Origin of the sequence: Pseudomonas cedrina subsp. cedrina, assembly GCF_001983175.1 — a bacterium.
Lineage (GTDB): Bacteria > Pseudomonadota > Gammaproteobacteria > Pseudomonadales > Pseudomonadaceae > Aquipseudomonas > Aquipseudomonas cedrina.
On record NZ_MNPW01000011.1, the window covers coordinates 183668 to 203561 of the forward strand.

Genomic DNA, 19894 nt, shown 5'->3' on the forward strand with positions numbered 1-19894 from the left:
CGTTTAGGTGGTGGTAGAAAATTCACTTAAGTTCGACACGTGCTCTAAGAAGATTTTCATAGTTTTCAAGTGGAACGTTATCCAGTTGTAGCTACACTTCGCTGCTAGATATTGATCGGCATGGAAACAGCAGTAATGCTTCCTCCATGCTGGCAAGTTTGATCTGAGTCTCTTCATACTCATCGGCAGGCCATGAACCATGAACGATCCCGCACCCTGCGAACAAATGACAGTGTTGATGCGTGATTAGCGCAGAACGCAGGGCTACCACGAAATCTCCATTACCTTTTGAGTCCAGCCAGCCCACGGGCCCCGCATACCAACCTCGGTCAAAGCCTTCGTGGCGACGGATGAAGTTCATGGCTGTGGTTCTTGGCAAACCACCGACCGCCGGCGTGGGATGCAGCGCCTGCACGCCGTCCAGCAGGTGTTTGCCGGTGTTGAGCCGCGCAGCGATGGGCGTGCTCAAGTGCTGCACCGTGGCCAGTTTCAGCAAGCCGGGGCGCGGCGCGGCCTGCAGTTCGCTGACCTTGCCGGTCAGGGCCTGGGTGATGGTCTGCACCACTAACTGGTGTTCGTGCTGCTCCTTGGGGTCGGCGAGCAAGCGTTCGCCTATGGCGTGATCCTGGTCGGCATTGATGCCGCGTCGCGCAGTGCCCGCCAGGGCGTGGGTGGTCAGGCGGGCGTCATGGCAACTGAGCAGCCGCTCGGGGGTGGCGCCCATGAAGCAGTGCCCGCCACGATGCAGGGCGAACAAGTGGGCAGCGTTGCGACGGGCGTGTAGCCGACGCATCACCGCACCGCTGTCGAGGGGCGCGTCCAGTTGATAGTCGACATGCCGCGCCAGCACCACCTTGCTCAGCTCGCCAGCGGCGATGGCCTGCAACGCCTGGTCCACCTTGGCTTGCCACTGCGGTGAAGGCAGCGCGGTGCATTCGAGTACTTTGGATGAGGTGGCGGCCAAGGCGGGAGGGTTGAGCAGTTGTGCGTAGGCCGCGAGGCTGTCGCGGATCAATGCCGCCGGGTCGCTGCCAGGTTCGACTACCCGCTGGCAGCGCAGCCAGCGGCCGTCGGCGTCTTCGCTGAGCAGCCAATGGGCCAGATGAAAACTGGCGTCAGCGAAGGCGGCCCAATGTGGCGCGCATGGCCGCTGTTCATCGAAGCGCATGCCGCCCAGCAGCAAAGGCGCCTTGGGCCCATCGATCACCGCGTCGGCGCACAGTGCGAACCATTGGCGGTTTACGTCTAGCATGCGCTGGGCGCCGCTGGCCTCGATCTGCCAGGCGCAGCCAAGACCGAACAGCGTCAGGTCCGGCGAGTGCGCGCACCAGAAAAAACCCTGCCGGTGGGCTTCGTAAAGGGCCACGGCCTCTAGCGTCGGTGCGGCGTGCGAAGAAACCGCGATGACTGGCCGTTGATACGCCACCGCACGCTGGTGCGCGGTCTGGAACACCTTGAGCAATGCGGCCGCGTTCATACGACCTTGCTCTTTTTCTGTAGCCAGAAGGCGGTCTGCTCGGCGATGTACCAGTGGATAATCTGGTTGAACAGCCCTTCGATAAATTCACCGTCCAACCCGGCGGCCTGCGCCCATTGCCGGCGCTGCGGCAACATCGTCGCGACGCGCTCCGGGGCGGCGATGCTGGCCTGGTCAGGCTTGAACGCGGAGGCGGCCTTGACGTACTGCATGCGCAGGCCGAGGGCGTCGATGATTTGCTGGTCGAGGCTGTCGATGGCATGACGAATGTCCGAAAGGCCAGTGCAGTGTTCCGGGGTTTTCATACCGAGTCTCCCTGATGGTAGGCGGTGCGACGCAACAGGTGGCGGATCACCGGTCGCGGCTGATGCCTGAGGTAAAAGTGGTCGCCGTCGAACAGCCGGATATCCGGGGTGTGGTCGCTAAGGTCGGCCCAGGCGCGGGCCTGTTCGAGGCTGACTTGCGTGTCATCTCGGGCCAGCAGTACGTCGAGTGGTGCCGCCAGTGGTGCGAGGCGCGCAGGCCGCCAGGTTTCGATGGCCTGGTAGTCGCTGCGCAGGGTCGGCAAGAACAACGCACGCAGTTGCGGGTTGGCCCACAGGCCAGCGGCATCGGCGTCCTGGCGCAGGATGTCGGCGACCAGCGCATCGTCGTCCTGGCGGTGCAGGTCACTGGGCGGTTGTCGATGTGGAGGCGCGTGGCCCGAGACAAACACATGGGCGGCGCCAGAGCCCGCCGCTTGCAGGCGCACCCCCACGGCGTAAGCGAGCGCCGCGCCCATGCTGTGGCCGAACAGCAGCAAGGGCCGGGCGGGCAGCGTTTGCAGCGCTTCGGTAATGTGCCCGGCGAGGCTGTCCAGGCACGGGATATGGGCTTCGTTGAAACGCTCTTCACGCCCCGGATACTGCACGGCCAACAGGTCGATATCTCCCGGCAGGTGTGCCAGCCACGGGCGAAAGAAACTCGCGCTGCCCCCGGCATGGGCCAGGCACACCAGACGCGCCCGCGCCTGTTCGCTTTCTCGCAGCACGCGCAGCCAGGGCGATGCAACGCCGCTCATAGCGCCAGCACCTGGTCCGCCAGGGCCTTGCGGTTAACCTTGCCGAGGCGTGTCAGCGGGAACTCGCGCAGCACCTGCAAGCGATCCGGCAATTTGTAGGCGGCCAGCCCGCGTTCCCGCAACCAGGCGTTGATCGAGGCCAGGTCGACCCGCTCGCCGTGGGCCAGCACGCAGGCGCAACTGCGCTCCCCGAGCAACTCGTCGGCCAGGGCCACCAGCGCCACATCGCGAATCAGCGGATGCCCGAGCAGCAGGTTTTCGATCTCTTCCACGGGGATTTTCTCGCCACCGCGATTGATCACGTCCTTGCTGCGTCCCTCGACGATCAGATGCCCCTCGGGCAGGCGTCGCACCAAGTCGCCGCTGCGGAAAAAACCGTCAGCGGTAAAGGCGCGCTGGTTCTGCTCGGCGGCGTTGTAATAGCCGCGAATGGTGTAGGGCCCGCGCACCAGCAACTCACCGACGGTGCCGGGGGTGACCGGCAGGTCGTCAGTGTCGACGATGCGGATCTCGTCGTCGGCGGTCAGCGGCAGCCCCTGGGTGTCGAACACCCGCGCCTGCGGATCATCCAGTGGCGTGAAGCACAGCAAACCCTCGGCCATGCCGTACACCTGTTGCAGGCCGCAGCCTAGGACCGGGCGGATGCGTGCGGCGATCTCGGCCTTGAGCCGGGCGCCGCCAACCTGCAGCCATTGCAGGCTGCTCAGGTCGTTATCGGACCATTGCGCGACTTCCAGCCACAGCAACACCAGCGGTGGGATCAGGGCCGTGTGGGTGATGCGTTCGCGCTCGATCAGCTCAAAGGCGGTGTCCGGGCTCGGTTCCGGCGCCAGCACCAGGGTAGCGCCGACACTGAACACGCCCAAAGCACCAGGAGAGGCGAGGGGGAAGTTGTGCGCCACCGGCAGTGCGGCGAGGTATCGGGTATTGGCATCGAACCCACACGCCTGGGCGGCCAGGCGCGCATTGCACGCGTAGTCGTCATGGGTGCGCGGGATCAGTTTGGGCAGGCCGGTGGTGCCGCCGGACAACAGCAGCACCGCCACCTCCCGTGAATCCGGCGCAGGCCATTCGCGCGGTCTGGCTACGCACTGCGCCAGCGGCACGAATTCCTCGGCGGCACCGACCACCCACACCTGTTGCAGGCTCGGCACTTGCTCGCGCAGCGTGCGCGCCAACGGGCGATAGTCGAAGCCCAGATGCTGATCGACAATCACATAGGCGACTGCCTGGCTGAGGTGCGCCAGGTGCGCCAGTTCATGTTCGCGATGGGCCGGCAGCGCAAACACCGGGATCACGCCCACACGCAGCAGGGCGAAGGTCAGGCTGAAGAACTCGGCGATATTCGGCAACTGCACGAGCACCCGCTGGCCAGCCACCAGCCCGCGCTCGGCAAGGCCGGCGGCCAGGCGGTCGGCCTGATGGTCGAGCTCGGCGTAGCTCCAGCGCCGCGAGCCGTCTACCAGCGCCTCCTTGTTTGGCGTGCGCCGGGCCTGCCCGCGCAGCAGTTCGCCCAAGGGCACGCCGCGCCAGTAGCCTTGCTCGCGGTAGCGGCGAATAAAGTCGTCGGGCCAGTCTGTGCATCCATCAAGCATGGCAATCTCCTTGGGCAGTCGGGCAGCCCAGCAACTGGGCACCGTGCAGATTCAGCGGGTGCGTAAGGCCGGTGACTTGCACCGCCTGTACGCCGGTGTGCGTGGCCGGTTGCAGGCGCAGCAGCGGATCATCGCCAGCCAGCAGGTCGAGGGCGGTTCTGTCGTCGGGGTGTACGCCCAAATGAACCGCGGCCAACCCGGTAGCGCCATTGGGGTGGACCCTGTGCGCCGGGTGCTGGGACGGTGAGTAGGGCGTGACCAGGAAGGGCAAGCGATCATGGCGCGGGTACACGAAACGAAAGCGCGTCTGACTGCCATCGGCGCAGGTGCGCCGCCAATTCACCGTACGTCCCATGCTGACCCCGCAAGCCGCCAGGCCCTTGAGGCGAGGCGCCAGGGCCGGGTCTTCGCAGAGCAGGGCCAGATCGCAGAAGCCTTCGCCCTGGGCGGCCCAGCGCAACATGCGCCGTCCGGCACCCAGGCCGGCCAGGCAGTCAATGGGCCACTTGAACAGCCAGGCATGGCGCGGCGTGGTCAACAGTTCGATGATCGGCCCCTGGCTGAACCAGATGTGCGCGTGTTGTGCGCTGGCTTCGGCGGTGGCGTAAGTGACCTCGAAGCCGGCGGCGCGAAAATTCGCCACGGCCTGATGCAAGTCGCGCACCCACAGCAGCACATGGCTGCAGGCGGAAGAGGATTGGGCAGTGTTCAAAACGGCAGGGCTCCCAGCAGTTGGGCGGTGTCGTCACCGCACGGGGGTTGCACGGCGTCGGCGCGGGCGTGGAGTTCAGCCAGTGACAGCGCATGCGGCACCGTGGGCTCGATCAATTCGGGCATGCCAATCAGGCTGTTCATTTCGCGCCAGGCCATGGACACCTCGGTGGCCCACACGCCGCTGCGCAGGCGGCGTGTGGGGTCGTCGATGTCGCGACACAGTTCAGCCAGCGCAAGGCTGACCGCGTCGGGCCAGAGCTGGTTGAACACTTGGTGGTAGCTCGCAGGGATTTGCGGGTCGAGCACCACCATCGTCGGCCCGGCCAGGCGTTCGCTGCCGGGGCCGGCCATGATCAGGCGGTCGGTGTTGTCCCGTGGGGCATGCAGGCGCGGGTTCCACAGCACCGGGCCATGGGTGTCGCCCAGGCTCAGCACGCCGGCTTCGCAGCCCACTTCGAGGCGATGCAACAGGAAGGAATGGTTGTCCGGGTCCTGGGGGTGCACCTGGTTCTGGATGCGCAGGCTGATCGGCACACCGTTGAAACTCGCGTTGAGCTGCATGAAGGGTTGCGCCCCGACCCCGGCGGCTGGCACCGCGAACACCCAGGGCCGCAGGCCACCGGCCAGGCGCCCGAGAATGTCCAGCAGCGGGTAAGCCACCTGGCTGTTGCAGGCCGCGTCTATGTACGCCAGCCCTTGCTGTTCGCGCAGGTACTCGGCCACGGCGAGAAAACGCCGGATCGCGAGGATGTTCGGGTACAGCGTGTTCACCGCGTAGGCTGCCTGGCCTTGACGAGCGGCCTGCATGCACGCCGCGATTTCGCGGTGGTGCACCGGGTGTTCCTGCAGCACGTGGATGCCGCGTCGCAGCAGTTGCTGGGCCAGCTCGCTGCCGGCGCCGCCTGTGGCGCCGGAGCGCACCACCACGCAGGCGATGTCGACGTCATCCGGCACTTGCTCCACCGCCTCGTACAACGGTACGCCATAGTGCGCGGCGCAGGCGCGCGAGTAGGCATTGCCGCGTGACAGGATGCCCACCAGTTCATAGTCGGCCTGGGCGCGTGCCAGGGCTTGCAGGTAGATACGGCCAAACGCAGTGCCGGCGACGATCACGCGTTTGCGTGCAGTCGGGCGGCTCATGACCAGGTCACCGGCAGGCAGTGGGCGCCGCGAAAGAACGTCGCGGTTTTCCATTGCACGTCGCCACAGCGTTGCAGACTGGGCAGACGCACCACCAGGGCGTGCAGCGCCTCCTGCAATTCGACCCGCGCCAGGGCTGAGCCGATGCAGTGATGCAGGCCGTGGCCAAAGCCGAAATGGCCGCTGGCATCCCGTTGCAGGTTCAGCGCCTGTGGGTTTTCAAAGCGGGCCGGGTCATGGTTGGCGGCGCCGATCGAGGCGAACACCGCGTCGCCCTGGCGCACCAGGGTTTCACCGACCTGAATGTCTTCCAGCGCGTAGTGCACAAACATCGCCGCCGAGGCCAGCGGGATGTAGCGCAGCAGCTCTTCGACCGCCTGCGGTATCTGCTCGGGATCGGCCTTGAGCTGTTGCCACTGCGCGGGATTGTCCAGCAGCACCTGGATGAAATTGGGGATCTGCGAGGCACTGCCTTCATAACCGGCGACCAGGATCGCAATGCACAACAGCAGCAATTGCTCCTCGTTGAGGGACTCGCCTTTTTCGTCGGCCTGGGTCAGGGCGGTCATGAAGTCATCCCGTGGCGCGCGTCGACGTTCGGCCACTAGGCCTTTGATGTACGCGGCCAGCTCGCCCAGGTGAAGTTGGGTCTGATCCGCGTCTTCAGGGCGGGTCGACAGCAGGGAGTCGTTCCACACCTTGAAACGGTCACGGTCCTGCACCGGCACACCCAGCAGCTCGCAGATCAGCGCCAGGGGCAACGGCAAGGCGTAGTCGTTGACCAGATCGGCCGGCGGGCCTGCGGCGAGCATGCGGTCGATCAACTGATGGGCGTAGTCGCGGGCGTGGGGACGCAGGGCTTCGACGCGGCGGCGGGTGAAAGCCTGGGCGGCGCGCGAGCGGATTCGCGTGAGTTGCGGCGGATCCATCATCACGATGCCACCGGCGATGCGTGGGAAGGCACGCGGGCTATCGTGGCGGCGAAACGCTTCGCTGCGGCTGAAGCGCCGGTCGCCGAGCACCAGGCGTACGTCGTCATAGCGAGTGGCTAGCCAGGCGGGGGCGCCGATGGGCATCTGGATGCGCAACAGCCCCGGTGCCTGTTGGGCATGGCGATAGGGTTGCGCCAGCTTGAGGTCGGTGAAGCGGTTGAAGGGGTAGGCCAGCGGGGTCATGGCAAGTCCTTGGCGATGCTGAGGTCGGGCAAATGGTCGAGCAGCTCAAGCTGCAGTTCGGGGTCTTCCAGATGGGCCGCCAGTGCGGCGCGGCTCAGGCGTTGGGCCGGGACCTGGGCCACGAATACGCGATGGCCCAGGCGCGCCAGCGGGTTTGTAGCGGCGGGCAGGCTGCGGTTGCCGTGGAATCCGGCCCGCGCCAACGCGCTTTGCCACTGCGACAGGTCGAGGAAGGTGGCGCTGCTGAGCTGGCGTCCGTCGCTGGCCTGGTTGAGCATGAAAGCCTGGGAGGCCATCACCCAGAATTCCTCCTGGGTCGGTTCGCTGAACACCAGCCAGCCGCCCGGCTTGAGCAAGGCGAGCAGGCTGGCCAGGGACCGCTCGGTGTCGCGGGCGGCATTCAGCACGCCCCCGGCAACGATCAGGTCCCAGCTCTGGCTGGGATAACCCTGGGCCAGGGCCGGGCGGTCGATATCGAACACGCCGTGACGCACCCATGGCCAGTCCTTGAGCCGCTCGGCGGCTTGCTCGCTGAAGTAGCGCGACACGTCGGTGCACAGATAGTCCACGCTGGCATTTGCCAAGGCGGGCAACACCGCTTGGGTGGTGGACCCGGTGCCGGCGCCGACTTCCAGCACGCGCAGCGGCACACCGGCCGGCTGGCGTGCGGCCCAGGCGCCGATCCAGTGCGCGACGGCGCGGTGCTGGTATTGCGCTGCGAGGCTCTCGCGGTAAAGCGCTGCCGCGCGTTCGGTGCGGCCTTCGGGAAACAACAGGTGCACCGCCGCACACTCACCGCGCATCAACAACGGCAACTGCCGCGCATTTTCCCGCGCATAGTCGAGGGTGCCGCTGCCGCCTGTGTTGCGCGCCCACTCCACGCTCAACTGCGCCCAGATACCTTCCAGGGCGATATCGCTCCAGGCATTCGCGTCGAGGGTGGGCTGCAACCGATCGGCGACGCGTTGCAACAGGCCTTGGGACTGCAGCACATCCAGCCAGCGCGCAATCAACGGCCGGTGACCAGGGGCAATGCCTGCCAGTGCCAGGCGCTGGGCCACATCATTAAGCGGTGCCGGCAGCAACCCACACTGCTCAAGCCCATTGAGCATGGAGAGGAGCGCGGCGTGACCCAGTCGATCATTGAGTCGCACCGCCTCCACCAGTTGCGCGGGTTCAAATGCTTGGTCGAGGGCGGCCTCGGTTGCGGCCAGGTGATCGTCCACCGGCCTGCTCGGGCAAGGATGCGGCACCACGAACAGCGTCTGGCCGTGCAGGGCAACGGCACTGACTTGAGGATGGCCCGTAGCGCGCTCACGCCAGCGTTGATGCGCCAGCTTGACGCTGGCCAAGTCGTGCCATTGCTCCGTGAAACCTTGCACGCGGCAATCGAGTTGAGCCGCCGCACGCTCCGCGAGCTGCCAGTCACCCGGGCGGTTGCTGACGAACAGCAACTGTTGCAGGTGGCTCAAATCACTCAACGCCAGTGCGGGAAAATCCAGCAGTCGCTCCAGCTGTTCGGCGCTCATCATCACCACAGCGGGGCGTTGGCGCTCAAGCAAGGCCAGCAACCGGGCGGGCGCCAACTGATGAACGCCCAGGTCGGTAAACGCAGGCAGTTGCCAGGGTGCTGTGGGCAGGTCGATCAGCAGGGTGTCGACGTTCATCGGGAAACTCCGGTGGCATGGAACAGACGTTGCCCGGCGGCGGCCAGCGGGTCGGTCGCCGCGGGCCACAGGTCGAGCAACTGAAAGCCCGCGACGTGCAAGGCCTGGCGCCAGACTTCGGGTGGCATGAACACCTCATCGTTGGCCCGTAGCGGTGCGCCGGCCGGGGGAGACAGCAACAGGTGCATGAAGGTCAGCATCGCCGGGTTGTCGGCGATGGATTCGCTGAAGAGAAAGGTGCCGCCGTCGCGCAGGCAAGCGCGGATTCGCGATAGGCTGCGCGGCAGGTCGCAGGCGTTGTGCAGCACGTTGCCGGCGATCATCAGGTCCTGGCTACGCGGCGCTATGCCTTGCTCGCTGAAGTCGCGGTCGAGGTCGAGCAAGCCAAATTGCATACCGGGCTCCAGGCGGAATGCGCGCTGAGCCGCGCCGGTGAACAGTGAACTGATATCAGTGAAGCGATAAGCTTTGTCACGGTCCTCCAGAGCTGCCAACACGGCACGCGTGGTACAGCCGGCACCGCCGCCAAGCTCCAGCACCTGCAACACGTCGTCGGCGGCGCTGGCTCCTCGCGCACGAGCCGCGAGTGCCTGGTTGATCGCGGCGGTGAAGTGGTTGTGCTGGTACGCACCGAGTACCGCTACCGGGTCCCCGGTGAGCACCAACAACGGCGCCAAGGCGATGCGGTCGCGCAGCAGCTCGGGCAGGCGCTCGATGACCTGGGCATGTAGTTGCGCCATGCTCGGCGGGAAACCCAGTTCGGCATACAACCCTGGCAAATCGCCGATGGCGGCTTGAGGCGGCGTGCCATTCCAGGCAAACCGCTCGCCGTCTACCTGCACGGCTTCGGTACGCGACAACGCCGCGAGCCAGCGCCGCACGATCCAGGCGTGGCGCGGTGCGGTGCCGAGCGCTTGGTTAAGCTGTGCGGCGGTTCGCCAGACCTGCATCGGCAAGGCCTGGGTACGCAGGAGCACGTCGGCCATGACACCCAGGCTCAGTTGTTCCAGTGCGTCGAGGGCGGTGTTCATAGGCAACCTTCTTCGGCGTATTGCAGGTGTGCGAGTGGGTGGTCCAGCAGGGTCAGTGCGCGGATCGCCTGAGTGCGTTGCAGGCGCTCAAGGCTGGCGGCTGGCGGCAACGCGTCCGCGGCGTCATGGCAGCCTGGGCGGATTTCGCCTTCGAGCACACTCACCACTGTGACTGCCGCCATGGCGCCGGTTAGAGGCGCATTGCCCGCGCCGCAGACGACCAAGCTGCGGGTGTACGCCTGGTCGTCGCAGAGGCCATCGAGTTGCAGCAACAACGTGACAAAGGATGGCTGGCCACTGAGGTCCAGCTGGCTGGCCGTACATAAGCGTTGCACCGCTTCGGCACGCGGCAGGCTGTGCGCCTGGTCGAGGGCCTTGAGTACATGGCCGTCGGTCATCACGTTGAACCACTGGCCTGTTTCCAGGCGCAGGTCCCTGGCCAAGCGTTCGCCTTCCCGGTTCAAGTAGGGCAGCACATTCACCGGCCCGGGGAAACACGGCAGCAGCACATCGCGCCTGCGTCGCAGTGCGCGGCTGCAACGGCCGTTGTGCCAGGCCGCCAAGGGCTCGCTAGAGCCGTCTACCGCCCCTTGCAGGAAGTCGTCGGCGGCGATCGCCGTGAAGCGATCACGCAGACCGAAATAGCTGTTCAGCCCCAGCACCCGTGTAAACCCCTGCAGCGCGAGCCAGCGTGGCAGCAGGCCGGTGAGGCCCGGTTGCAGACCCGCACCAAGCACCGCGCTGCGCGCGCGCCATAAAGCCGGGTCGAGCTGGATATCGCCCGCAGCGTCGACGTAATGCGCATCGGCGTTCAAGGCGGCCTGCGCGACACGGTCCGCCACGCGCCACGAGGGGCCGGTGCAGTTGAGCAGCAGGTCGCAGCCGCGGGCGAACCTGGACAGGGCTGGCGTGTCATTAAAGTCCACAGCCGCCCATTGCAGGCGTGCATCGGGCCATTGTTGCTGGAGCAGCGCCAGGCAGCGCGCGCCGTTGTGCGCGTCACGCCCGCCCAGGCGCATGTCCTGCAGGCCCAGGCTTAACAAGGCCTGTGCGCTGGCCAGGCCGACGTCGCCACTGGCGCCCAGCACCCCGATCAGCATGGCTGTGCCTGCGCATTCAGGCGCCAGCCACCGGCGCGCTGACGGTCATGCCAGAACCCGGCGTAACGACCGTTGAGGCTGAGCAGTTGCGCGTGGGTGCCCGACTCCACCAGACGCCCCTCATCCACCACCAGGATCTGGTCGGCGGCCATGATGGTCGGCAAACGATGGGCGATCACCAGCACGGTCGAGTGTTGCATCAGGCGTTGAATCGCGGCCTGTACGAAGGCTTCGTTGTGCGGGTCGAGCGCGGCGGTGGCTTCGTCCAGCAGCACGATGGGCGCACGCTTGAGCAAGGCGCGCGCCAGGGACACGCGCTGGCGCTCACCGCCGGACAATGATGCGCCACCTTCGCCCACCGGCGTGTTCCAGCCTTGCGGCAGGCGGGCGACGATTTCATCGACACCGGCCAGCCGTGCCGCTTCGGCGACTTCGCGGGCACTGGCGTCCGGGCTGCCCACGCGGATATTTGCTTCCAGGCTGTCGTCGAACAGGTACACGTCCTGCATCACCAGCGACAGTTGTGCCATCAGCGCCGCGTTGGACAGCTCGCGCACGTCCACGCCGCCGACCTTGACGCTACCCGCTGTGGTGTCGAAAAAACGCATCAACAGGCGGGTGACGGTGGTCTTACCCGAGCCCGACGCGCCGACAATCGCGGTCATCGAATGCGCCGGGGCGCTGAAGGTCAGGTCGCGCAACACCGTCGGGCCACTCGGGTAGGCGAAGCTCACTTGTTCGAAGGCCAGGCTGCCTGGTGCTGACAGGGGCAGGCTGACGGCGGGTTCGGGCAACGGCGGCTCACGCAGGATACTCACCAATTGATCCAGGTCGTTGCCGGCCATGCGCAACAGGCCGCTGCGTGCTGCGGCTTCGGCCAATGGCCCCACGAATCGTGCTGCCAGGGCGAGCAGGGCCACCAACTGGATCGCATCGATTTCACCATGAGCCGCCAGGGCAATGCCCACGCCGACCAGTAGCGCAAAGGCCAGCTGCACGGTCAAACCACCCGCGAGCAGCTTGGGAAAGGTCTGCGACAGCATCGAACCACCCGCCAGCTTTTGCGCCTGATTGGCCGCCTGTAACGGCGAGTAGCCGTCCTGGGTGCGGCCAAACGCGCGCAGCACTTGCTGATAGCGGGCGAACTCCACCACCCGGTTGCCGGCCAGTGTCGCGGCGGCTTCCACTCGCGCATCGTTGCTGCCGATGGCGGCGGCCGACCAGTGATGGGTGAAGTAGATCAGCGGCGCACACAACACAGCCGTCAGGCCCAGGCGCCAGTCGAACACGAACAGCGTCAGCGCCACGGTGGCCGGCACCACCACCCCCGACACCACCGGCCCCAGGTAATGGGCAAACAAACCGGTGACCATCAACGTACCGCTGGTAGCGCTGCGCGAGAGACGCCCGACCTTTTCCGAGTTGAACCAGCCCAACGGCAGGCTTACCAGGTGCTGGCCGAGGCGATCATGCAAGGTCGTCAGCACCAGCAAGGCCAGGGCGAAGCCCTTCATGGCCTGCTGGTAGTGGGCGATGCAGGTCAGCACCACCATGGCCGCCAGGCCCGCCAGCCAGGCGGTGGCCGTGGGCAGGTCGCCGGCGAACAACGCGTGCAGGATCGGCACCAGCAGCGCCACGGCCAGGCCTTGCAGCACGGCGCTGGTCACCAGCCACGCCAGGTAACGGTAGAGGCGCGGGGCATGGGCCGGGCCCAGTAAGGTCACAAGGCTGCGAATCACAGGGACATCTCCACGGCAGGGGTTTCGGTGCCGGCTCGCCACAGTCGGGCATAGGCGCCATTGGCGTTCAGAAGGTGTTCATGGCGGCCGCTTTCCAGCACGCGGCCCTGGTCGAGGACGACGATCTGGTCGACCCCGCTGATGCTCGCGAGGCGATGGGCAATCACCAGCACCGTGCGGCCACGTGCCAAGGCAGACAGCGCATCCTGGATCAGTGCTTCGGACTCGGGATCGGCGTGGGAGGTGGCTTCATCGAGGATCAGCACTGGCGTGTCGGCCAGCAGCGTGCGGGCGATCGACACGCGCTGCGCCTCGCCACCGGAGAAGATCGCATCTTCGCCGATCACCGATTGATAGCCCCGGGGCAAGGCCTGGATACGCGCATGGATCTGCGCCGAGCGCGCTGCCGCCTCGACCTCTGCATCGCTGGCATCCGGGCGGCCCAGGCGCAGGTTGTCGGCGACCGTGCCGTGCACCAGTTGGGCGTCCTGCAACACGAAGCCCACGTGTTGATACAACTGGCGCGGGTCGATCTCGCGCACATCGGCGCCGCCCACGCAGATACGGCCGGCGTTGACGTCATGAAAGCGCGGCACCAGCTTGGCCAGTGTCGACTTGCCGGCACCGGACGCGCCGACCAATGCGGTCACGCTGCCTGCCGGGCAGTGCAGGTCAACGCCCTTGAGGATCAGGTGCTCGGCGTCGTAGCCGAACTGCACCTGTTCAAAGCGGATGTCGCTGCCCTGGGGTTGGACGCAGGCCTTGGGCGAAGGCAATTCCTCAACGTCCAGCAGCGCTTCGATGCGATCCGCTGCCGCCAGGGCCGTACGCTGGGCCGTGAGGCTCTGCTTGATCACCAGCAGCGACTGCGGAATGACCACCGCCACCAGGGTTTCGGCGAACAGCTCCAGCGGTGTGATCCAACCGTGCGCCAGCAACAGGCTACCCACCCCCAGGCTCACCAGCAGGATCACTGGCACACTCAAGGCCATCGAGGAAAAGGCTTCCAGGCGCAGCAGAGGCTTGACCCAGCCGGCATACTGCTCGCTGAACTGGTTGACCGCCTGCTGATAGCTACGGTGCGCCTGGCCGACCTGGCCGAACGCCTTGACCACGGCAATGCCGTGCACGAACTCGACAATTGCCGCGCTGACCCGGGTCATGCTCTTGTCCAGCAACTGCATCTTGGCGCCAAAACCGCGCATCATCAGGGTGTAGGCCACCGCGTAGATGGGCAGTGTCAGCACCGCCAGCAGCGCCAGCCGCCAGTTCAGCATCGCCAGCCACAGCAGGCCCGCCAGCGGCGTGACGATGGCCGCGGTGAGTTCCACCGCGTGGTGGGCGACCAGGTGGTGCAGGTCTTCGAGGTCGTCCTGCACCACCTTGCGCACGGCGCCGGAGGTGGTGTCGGTGTACCAGCCCAACGGCACGCGCCCGAGCTTGCGTACCATGGCTTCGCGCAAACTTGATTGCAGCCGGTGGTCAGCCACATGGGTCAACCACAGCGCCACGCCACTGGCCATCCACCCCAAACTCAGGGCGATCACCACCAGCGCGGCCCACAGCCACAGGGTCTTGCTGTCGGCGCTGTCGGCCAACAGCAAGCGGCCCAGTTCGGTGAGGCCGATAAAGGGCACCAGGTTGACCAATGCGCCGAGGGCGGCGAACGCCACACCAAGACGGATGAGGCGATTGACCGGGCGTTTCAGGGTATCCAAGGCAGTGGTCATGAGTTTTTCCGAAGGGCCTCAAGCAGGTGCGCAGTAACGGTGTGGACGTGGGGCGGTTCGATCACGCTGAAGTGGTTGCCAGGCACGTCGATCAGCTCGAAACGGCCCAGGCAGGCGTCTTCCCAGAACGGTGCGGCCAAATGCCCGACGCCGCCGGTGATGCCGAACGATTGCTGCTCCAGGCAGCGCAGGTAGGTCATGTTGCCGAGGAACGGCGGCGGGTCGAACCGCGCCGCCCGCATGCTGTGGCGGCACACACGAAACAGCGTCGGTACCAGTTCGGGGCCGATCGGCACCCCGGCCTGGCCCGAGGCCAGGCGTGCGTATTCGGTCAGGCGCTCCTCCTGGCTGCGCGCCGATTGCTGTTGGACCGCCAGCGCCAGCGCGTCCAGCCCCGGATCGCCGCTCAATGCCGCCATGGCCCCGGCCGGCACCCGGCGGTTGTCGCGAGCCATCAACAAGTCGATGGCGCGGTATACGTCGTAGTCTTCGATGTGCGCGCCGAACACGGTTTTCACGGGGTCCAGGTTCAGGTTGGGCACGAAGATCGCCTCGTAGGCCAGCTCCTCGTCGGTATCGATGAACATCGGGATGCTGTCGATCAGGCTCAGGTCGACCACTTCCATACCGCGTTCGAGCAAGCGCCGGGCAACCTCAGTGGCCAGCAGCCCGCCGAGGCAGTAGCCGATCAGCTGAAAACGTTGATGGCCGTCGGCAATCAAGCGCTCGGCGTAGTCCTCGGCCACGCGCTCGATCAGGCTTTTGGGCTCCAGCGCCAGGTACTGTTCGGTGTCAGCCACGGCAAAGCCAATCACCGGACCGGCCTGCTGGTCGGCGAGGGCGTGGCCCAGGTGCTGGAAATAATCCAGGGTGCCGAGGGCGGCGTGGAACATCACCCGGACCGGGCCGACGTCACCCCCGCCAAATGGCACCACCAGCGCGTTGCTGCTGGACGAGCGTTGCGCTTCACCGCTGGCGGCAATCGCGCCCGGCGTTGCTTCGCCCTGATTGAGCAGGCGCGCGAGGGCGGCGACATTCGGCTCGTTGAGCATCTGGCGCAGCAAGGTGTCGTAGCTCAGGCTTTGGGCCTGGGGCAGTTGCTCACGCAGTTGGCCAGCGACGCGGGCGAGGATCAGCGAGTCGGCGCCTTTTTCATAGAAGCTGTCCTCGACGCCGATCTGCGCCAGCCCCAGGGCGTCGGCCCACAGGCGGCACAACTCGGCGGTGAGTGGATCGCTCGGCGCTTCCTGGCTGCTGGAGGCCTGGGCATCGGCGGCAGGGCGCCAGCCGGCCAAGGTCTTGCGGTCGACCTTGCCGTTGGCGGTCAGCGGCAAGCGGTCGAGTACCTGCAGGTGCGCTGGCAACATGTAGTCCGGCAGGCGCTCGGCCAGGGCGCGGCGCAGGCTATCGACGCTCAGGCGCTGCACGCCGGCCTTGAAGCGCGCGGCGAATACCTGCATGCCGAGGGCGGCCAGCGGATGATCGGCCTGGGGCAGGGCAGGCAGGCATTCGCCACCGAAGGCCTTGACCCGCGCCTGCCAGATATCGGCGTCGCGCAGGCCACTGTGGCCCTGGTCGTGGTCGCCATTGGCCGGTGTCATCATGAAGCCCTGTGTCATTAGGATCGGCGGCCATTCGCCGGTCGGTTCGCTGAACACCAGCCAGCCGCCAGGGCTGAGCAACTCGGTGATCTGGCCGAGGGCATTGTCGATGTCCTTGACGCTGTTGAGCATGCCCGCACACAGCACGATATCCACGCTGTTGCTGGCCAAACCCTGAGGGCGGATGTCCTGGTCGATGTCCAACACGCCATAGCGTACCCAGGCCTGTTCAGCAAAGCGTTGCTTGGCCGCTGGCAGGAAAAACGCGGTCATGTCGGTAAACAGGTAGTCGACTTCCAGCCCATCGAGCAAGCCGATGACCGGCGCGCTGGTGGCGCCAGTACCGGCGCCGATTTCGAGGATGCGCAGCGGGCCGTCGCCTTGATGGTGGGTGGCCAGGCGGTTGATCAGCGCCGCGATGCTGTGGTTGTTGTAGCGCGACACGGCATCCCCGCCGTACAGCTGCAAGGCCAAGTCCAGTTGGCCTTGGGGGAACAGCAAGTCGAACGGGTTGACCTCGCCCTTGAGCAGTTGCGGCAGTTGCCACACATGGTTGAGCTGGTAGTCGAGCAGCGCCTGGCTGCACAGCCCCGAGGCGACCGCTTGTTCCACCCGACCCCACGCCAGTGCCGGGTTGGGCGCGGGTTGCGCGAGGCGGTAGTGCGAGTGGGTGTAGTGCAACAGACCAGCCTCGCACAGCGCCCCCAACCAGCGGCGAACCAGCCAATGGTGGCGCGGCTCGGCCTGCAAGGTGTGCAGGATTGTGGCAGCGTCCGGTTCGGCCCGTTCGCCGCTGAAAAGTCCGGCCTTGAGCAACACCTCCAGCATCGAACTCAATGCGGCGGCACTCAGGTCAGCCTGGTACTCGCGCACCTGTTGCGCATCGAAACTGCCCACCTGGCTGTCGGCATAACGTTTGACCGCCGTGAGCAACGGCGCGCCTGGCAGCGGCTCGGGTTCGGCGCGTGCAGCGGTGACAAACGCCAACAGGTCGCCACTGACCAGGCTCACCGCAGTGTCCACGCCAGGGGTGGCGAGCAGTGCGGCCTCGATCTCACCGAGTTCCACCCGATGGCCGCGAATTTTCACTTGGCCGTCTTCACGACCCAGGAATTCCAGTTCACCCCCCGGCAAATAGCGGCCACGGTCACCGGTGCGGTACAGGCGCTGGCCGTCGAGCGGGTGAGCAAAGAAACGCGCGTCGCTCAATGCCGGATCGCCCAGGTAGCCCTGGGCCAGGCCGACACCGGTGATATACAGGTCGCCCGGCACCCAGGTCGGCGCATCACGCCAATGGCTGTCGAGTACCCGAAAGCCCTGGTTGGCCAGCGGCAGGCCGTAGGGAATGCTGCGCCACGCCGGGTCGATGGCGTCGATGGGGTGTAGGTTCGACCAGATCGAGGCTTCGGTGGCGCCGCCCAGGCCCACCAGTTTCAGGTTGGGCAGCAACGCCTGGAGTTGCGGTGGCAGGTTCAGCGGGATCCAGTCACCGGACAGCAAGGCCAGGCGCAGGCTGTCCAGTGGGCGGGGTTCGGCGTGCAGGTAGTCGGCGAGCATGTGCAGTTGTGCCGGCACTGAGTTCCACAGCGTGACCTGATGACGCTGCACCAGTTCGGCCCAGTGCGACGGGTCGGCGCCATGTGCCGGGTCGGGCAGCACCAAGGTTGCGCCCACGGCGAGGGGCCCGAACAGGTCATACACCGACAGGTCGAAACTCAACTGCGCCAGGCCCAGTACGCGGTCATCGGCGTTGACGTCGAAGCGTCGGTTGATGTCTTGCACGGTATTGAGCGCGGCGCGATGGCTGATCATCACGCCCTTGGGTTCGCCGGTGGAACCGGAGGTGTAGATCACGTAGGCAAGGTTATCGGGGCTGCCTTCGACCAGCTCGAAATCCGAGCCTGCAGAGGGCAGCCGGTCCACGGTGTGCCACTGCACTGTCTCGGGCAACGGCTTATGTGGCTGCGCCAGGGAGTGGCCCAGCACATGCCGCACCTTGGCGCTGTGCAACACGCGGTCGCGGCGTGCGGCCGGAGCGTTGCTGTCCAGGGGCAGATAGGCCGCGCCGGCGAGCAACACGCCGTAGGCCGCCACCACTTGGTCGAGGCCCTTGGGTATCAGGATCGCCACCGGTTCCTGCGCATCGCACCCGGCCTCACGCAGGGTGGCGGCCACGGCCAGTGCGCGTTCGGCAAGGGCGGCGTAGGTCAGGCTGCCACTGGCATCGATCACCGCCAGGGAGTGAGGATGTTCCCAAGCCATGACCAACAGGCCGTCGTGCAGGCGACCGGTGGGCAACGGGGCGGCGGTGGCATTCGCCCTTAGGCGTTCACGCTGTTGCCAGGCCGGCAGCGGCACTTGCACCGGATGTTCCCAGGCGGCCGGATCGAGGGCGAGCAACTGCAGTTCGGCAACAAAGGCCTGTTGCATATCGTCCACTAGGCCGTCGGGGAATACGCCTTGGCGCACGTCCCAATGGATGTGCAGGCCGTTGGCGTCATCCATCACCTGGCAATCGAGGGTGACTTGCGGCGTCTGGGTGATGCCGTGGCCAACCCGGCGTTGACTGGCCGGCGGTGCCTCGATTCCCAGGCCGATGGCGCTGGTGAAGACCACCGGCATGGCCGCCGCTTCACGCCCACGACGGCGACCGATTTCGCGCATGACCTGGATGCCGGAGAACAACCGGTGCTCCAGGTCGGCAAACAATTGGCTGCCCAACTGGCGCGCCTGGGCGGTGAAGTCCAGCCCTTCGGGATCGTTGACCTGCAACAGGCTGACCGAGGTGAAGTCGCCCACCAGGCGATCCACCTGCGGGTGCAGTGGCAGGCGGTTGAGCAATGTCAGGTTGAGGCTGAAGGCGGGTTGCTGGCTCCAGCGTTGTAACGTGGCGACGTAGACCGCCAGCACCACGATGGATGGAGTAAGGCCGCGTTCGCTGGCAGCGCTTTTCAGGGCTGCCCATGGCTGCGACTCAAGCTGCGCCGAGTGCCGTTGGAAACGGGGCACGCGGGTGTCTTCGCCGCTCAGGGGCGTCGGCAGTTGTGGAGCGGCGGGCAATGCGTCGATGCGGGCCAGCCAGTAGTCACGGTCACGTTGGTGGCGGCTGCCTTCGAGCAAACTGCGCTCGGCCAGTAGATAGTCGCGGAAGGTGATGTCCAGGGCAGGCAACGTTGCCTGGGGATCCTGCAGCAACAGCTCCAGCTCATTGAACAGCAGCTGCGCGCTGGCCCAGTCGGCGATCAGGGAGTCCATGGAGAAGTGCAGCGTGTCGCCGTTGTCGCTGCGGCTCATACGCAGTTCGAACAGCGGCCAGACCTCGGTGGGGTAGAGCTTCTGCTCCATGGCCTGGCGAATCTGTTGCACCGCGTGCTGGTGCTGCTCGCGGGTGGCGCCACGCAAATCGGCGATGGCTAGAGGATAGTGGTCGACGTCGGGCAGCACACGCTGCGAACCTTCGCTGGCGATCACCGCTCGCAGCATGTCGTGGCGGGCGATCAGGCGGTTCCAGGCCTGTTCCACCTGCTGCGGGTCCAGGGTTGGCCAGCTCAGTTCCAGGTAGCCATGGCAGGCGACATTGCCGTAGCCGAAGGACGATTGGCGGCCCAGCAGGTAGGCATTCTGCACATCGGTGAGGGGGAAGGGCGTGTGGTGCTGCGCCGGATCGGCCTGCACGAGCGGGCGTTCCTTTGTCTCCAGCAGGTGCAGGATCTGTTGCTTGTGTTCGCGCAGTTGCGCCAGGCGTTCGGTGTCGAGCAGGCCCTGGGGCGCGCGGAATTTCAGTTGGCCATCCTGGGGCCAGAGTTCGACGCCCAGGGACTTGAGTTCGCTTAGCAGTTTGGCGGCGGGCATGGGGACAGCTCCT

13 protein-coding genes are annotated in these 19894 nt (G+C 66.2%); all 13 read right to left on the reverse strand.

Annotated elements, in window-relative coordinates; translation table 11 throughout:
* Positions 1-91 precede the first annotated feature (91 nt).
* Genes BLL36_RS22570 through BLL36_RS22630 form a run of 13 tightly spaced genes read right to left on the reverse strand, consistent with a single transcriptional unit; the run spans position 92 to position 19881 of the window.
* Positions 92-1477, reverse strand: a complete 1386-nt coding sequence (locus BLL36_RS22570) for an isochorismate synthase (protein WP_076953685.1) — start codon at positions 1475-1477, stop codon at positions 92-94.
* Positions 1474-1782, reverse strand: coding sequence for an isochorismate lyase (locus tag BLL36_RS22575; protein WP_076953687.1), 309 nt, complete (start codon positions 1780-1782; stop codon positions 1474-1476). The genes BLL36_RS22570 and BLL36_RS22575 overlap by 4 nt, the downstream gene beginning before the upstream one ends.
* Complete coding sequence (locus tag BLL36_RS22580; protein WP_076953689.1) at positions 1779-2537, reverse strand: thioesterase II family protein; 759 nt, start codon at positions 2535-2537, stop codon at positions 1779-1781. Before BLL36_RS22580 ends, BLL36_RS22575 begins: the two co-directional genes overlap by 4 nt.
* A complete protein-coding gene (locus BLL36_RS22585) occupies positions 2534-4132 on the reverse strand; it encodes a (2,3-dihydroxybenzoyl)adenylate synthase (RefSeq protein ID WP_076953691.1) in 1599 nt (532 codons plus the stop codon). Before BLL36_RS22585 ends, BLL36_RS22580 begins: the two co-directional genes overlap by 4 nt.
* On the reverse strand, positions 4125-4844 hold the full coding sequence (locus BLL36_RS22590; RefSeq protein WP_076953693.1) for a VOC family protein: 720 nt from the start codon (positions 4842-4844) through the stop codon (positions 4125-4127). The genes BLL36_RS22585 and BLL36_RS22590 overlap by 8 nt, the downstream gene beginning before the upstream one ends.
* Positions 4841-5986, reverse strand: a complete 1146-nt coding sequence (locus BLL36_RS22595; RefSeq protein WP_076953791.1) for a Gfo/Idh/MocA family oxidoreductase — start codon at positions 5984-5986, stop codon at positions 4841-4843. The genes BLL36_RS22590 and BLL36_RS22595 overlap by 4 nt, the downstream gene beginning before the upstream one ends.
* Entirely contained in the window at positions 5983-7161 is a 1179-nt protein-coding gene (locus BLL36_RS22600; protein ID WP_076953696.1) for a cytochrome P450, read from the reverse strand. Before BLL36_RS22600 ends, BLL36_RS22595 begins: the two co-directional genes overlap by 4 nt.
* Positions 7158-8828 carry a class I SAM-dependent methyltransferase gene (locus tag BLL36_RS22605; protein ID WP_076953705.1) on the reverse strand — a complete coding sequence of 557 codons (1671 nt, stop codon included), beginning with the start codon at positions 8826-8828 and terminating at the stop codon, positions 7158-7160. The genes BLL36_RS22600 and BLL36_RS22605 overlap by 4 nt, the downstream gene beginning before the upstream one ends.
* On the reverse strand, positions 8825-9859 hold the full coding sequence (locus tag BLL36_RS22610) for a class I SAM-dependent methyltransferase (protein WP_076953707.1): 1035 nt from the start codon (positions 9857-9859) through the stop codon (positions 8825-8827). The genes BLL36_RS22605 and BLL36_RS22610 overlap by 4 nt, the downstream gene beginning before the upstream one ends.
* Entirely contained in the window at positions 9856-10959 is a 1104-nt protein-coding gene (locus tag BLL36_RS22615; RefSeq protein WP_083735312.1) for a saccharopine dehydrogenase NADP-binding domain-containing protein, read from the reverse strand. The genes BLL36_RS22610 and BLL36_RS22615 overlap by 4 nt, the downstream gene beginning before the upstream one ends.
* Entirely contained in the window at positions 10953-12698 is a 1746-nt protein-coding gene (locus tag BLL36_RS22620; RefSeq protein ID WP_076953709.1) for an ABC transporter ATP-binding protein, read from the reverse strand. Before BLL36_RS22620 ends, BLL36_RS22615 begins: the two co-directional genes overlap by 7 nt.
* Entirely contained in the window at positions 12695-14428 is a 1734-nt protein-coding gene (locus tag BLL36_RS22625; RefSeq protein ID WP_076953711.1) for an ABC transporter ATP-binding protein, read from the reverse strand. Before BLL36_RS22625 ends, BLL36_RS22620 begins: the two co-directional genes overlap by 4 nt.
* Positions 14425-19881: a non-ribosomal peptide synthetase gene (locus tag BLL36_RS22630; RefSeq protein WP_076953713.1), complete on the reverse strand. Its 5457-nt coding sequence runs from the start codon at positions 19879-19881 to the stop codon at positions 14425-14427. The genes BLL36_RS22625 and BLL36_RS22630 overlap by 4 nt, the downstream gene beginning before the upstream one ends.
* Between the last annotated feature and the right edge of the window lie 13 nt (positions 19882-19894).

Bases quoted from the DNA above. Each gene is read 5' to 3' on its own strand.
- BLL36_RS22625 (WP_076953711.1), bottom strand. From the start codon at position 14,428: ATGACCACTGCCTTGGATACCCTGAAACGCCCGGTCAATCGCCTCATC.
- BLL36_RS22615 (WP_083735312.1), bottom strand. From the start codon at position 10,959: ATGCTGATCGGGGTGCTGGGCGCCAGTGGCGACGTCGGCCTGGCCAGC.
- BLL36_RS22595 (WP_076953791.1), bottom strand. From the start codon at position 5,986: ATGAGCCGCCCGACTGCACGCAAACGCGTGATCGTCGCCGGCACTGCG.
- BLL36_RS22575 (WP_076953687.1), bottom strand. From the start codon at position 1,782: ATGAAAACCCCGGAACACTGCACTGGCCTTTCGGACATTCGTCATGCC.
- BLL36_RS22600 (WP_076953696.1), bottom strand. From the start codon at position 7,161: ATGACCCCGCTGGCCTACCCCTTCAACCGCTTCACCGACCTCAAGCTG.
- BLL36_RS22630 (WP_076953713.1), bottom strand. From the start codon at position 19,881: ATGCCCGCCGCCAAACTGCTAAGCGAACTCAAGTCCCTGGGCGTCGAA.
- BLL36_RS22610 (WP_076953707.1), bottom strand. From the start codon at position 9,859: ATGAACACCGCCCTCGACGCACTGGAACAACTGAGCCTGGGTGTCATG.
- BLL36_RS22585 (WP_076953691.1), bottom strand. From the start codon at position 4,132: ATGCTTGATGGATGCACAGACTGGCCCGACGACTTTATTCGCCGCTAC.
- BLL36_RS22605 (WP_076953705.1), bottom strand. From the start codon at position 8,828: ATGAACGTCGACACCCTGCTGATCGACCTGCCCACAGCACCCTGGCAA.
- BLL36_RS22580 (WP_076953689.1), bottom strand. From the start codon at position 2,537: ATGAGCGGCGTTGCATCGCCCTGGCTGCGCGTGCTGCGAGAAAGCGAA.
- BLL36_RS22570 (WP_076953685.1), bottom strand. From the start codon at position 1,477: ATGAACGCGGCCGCATTGCTCAAGGTGTTCCAGACCGCGCACCAGCGT.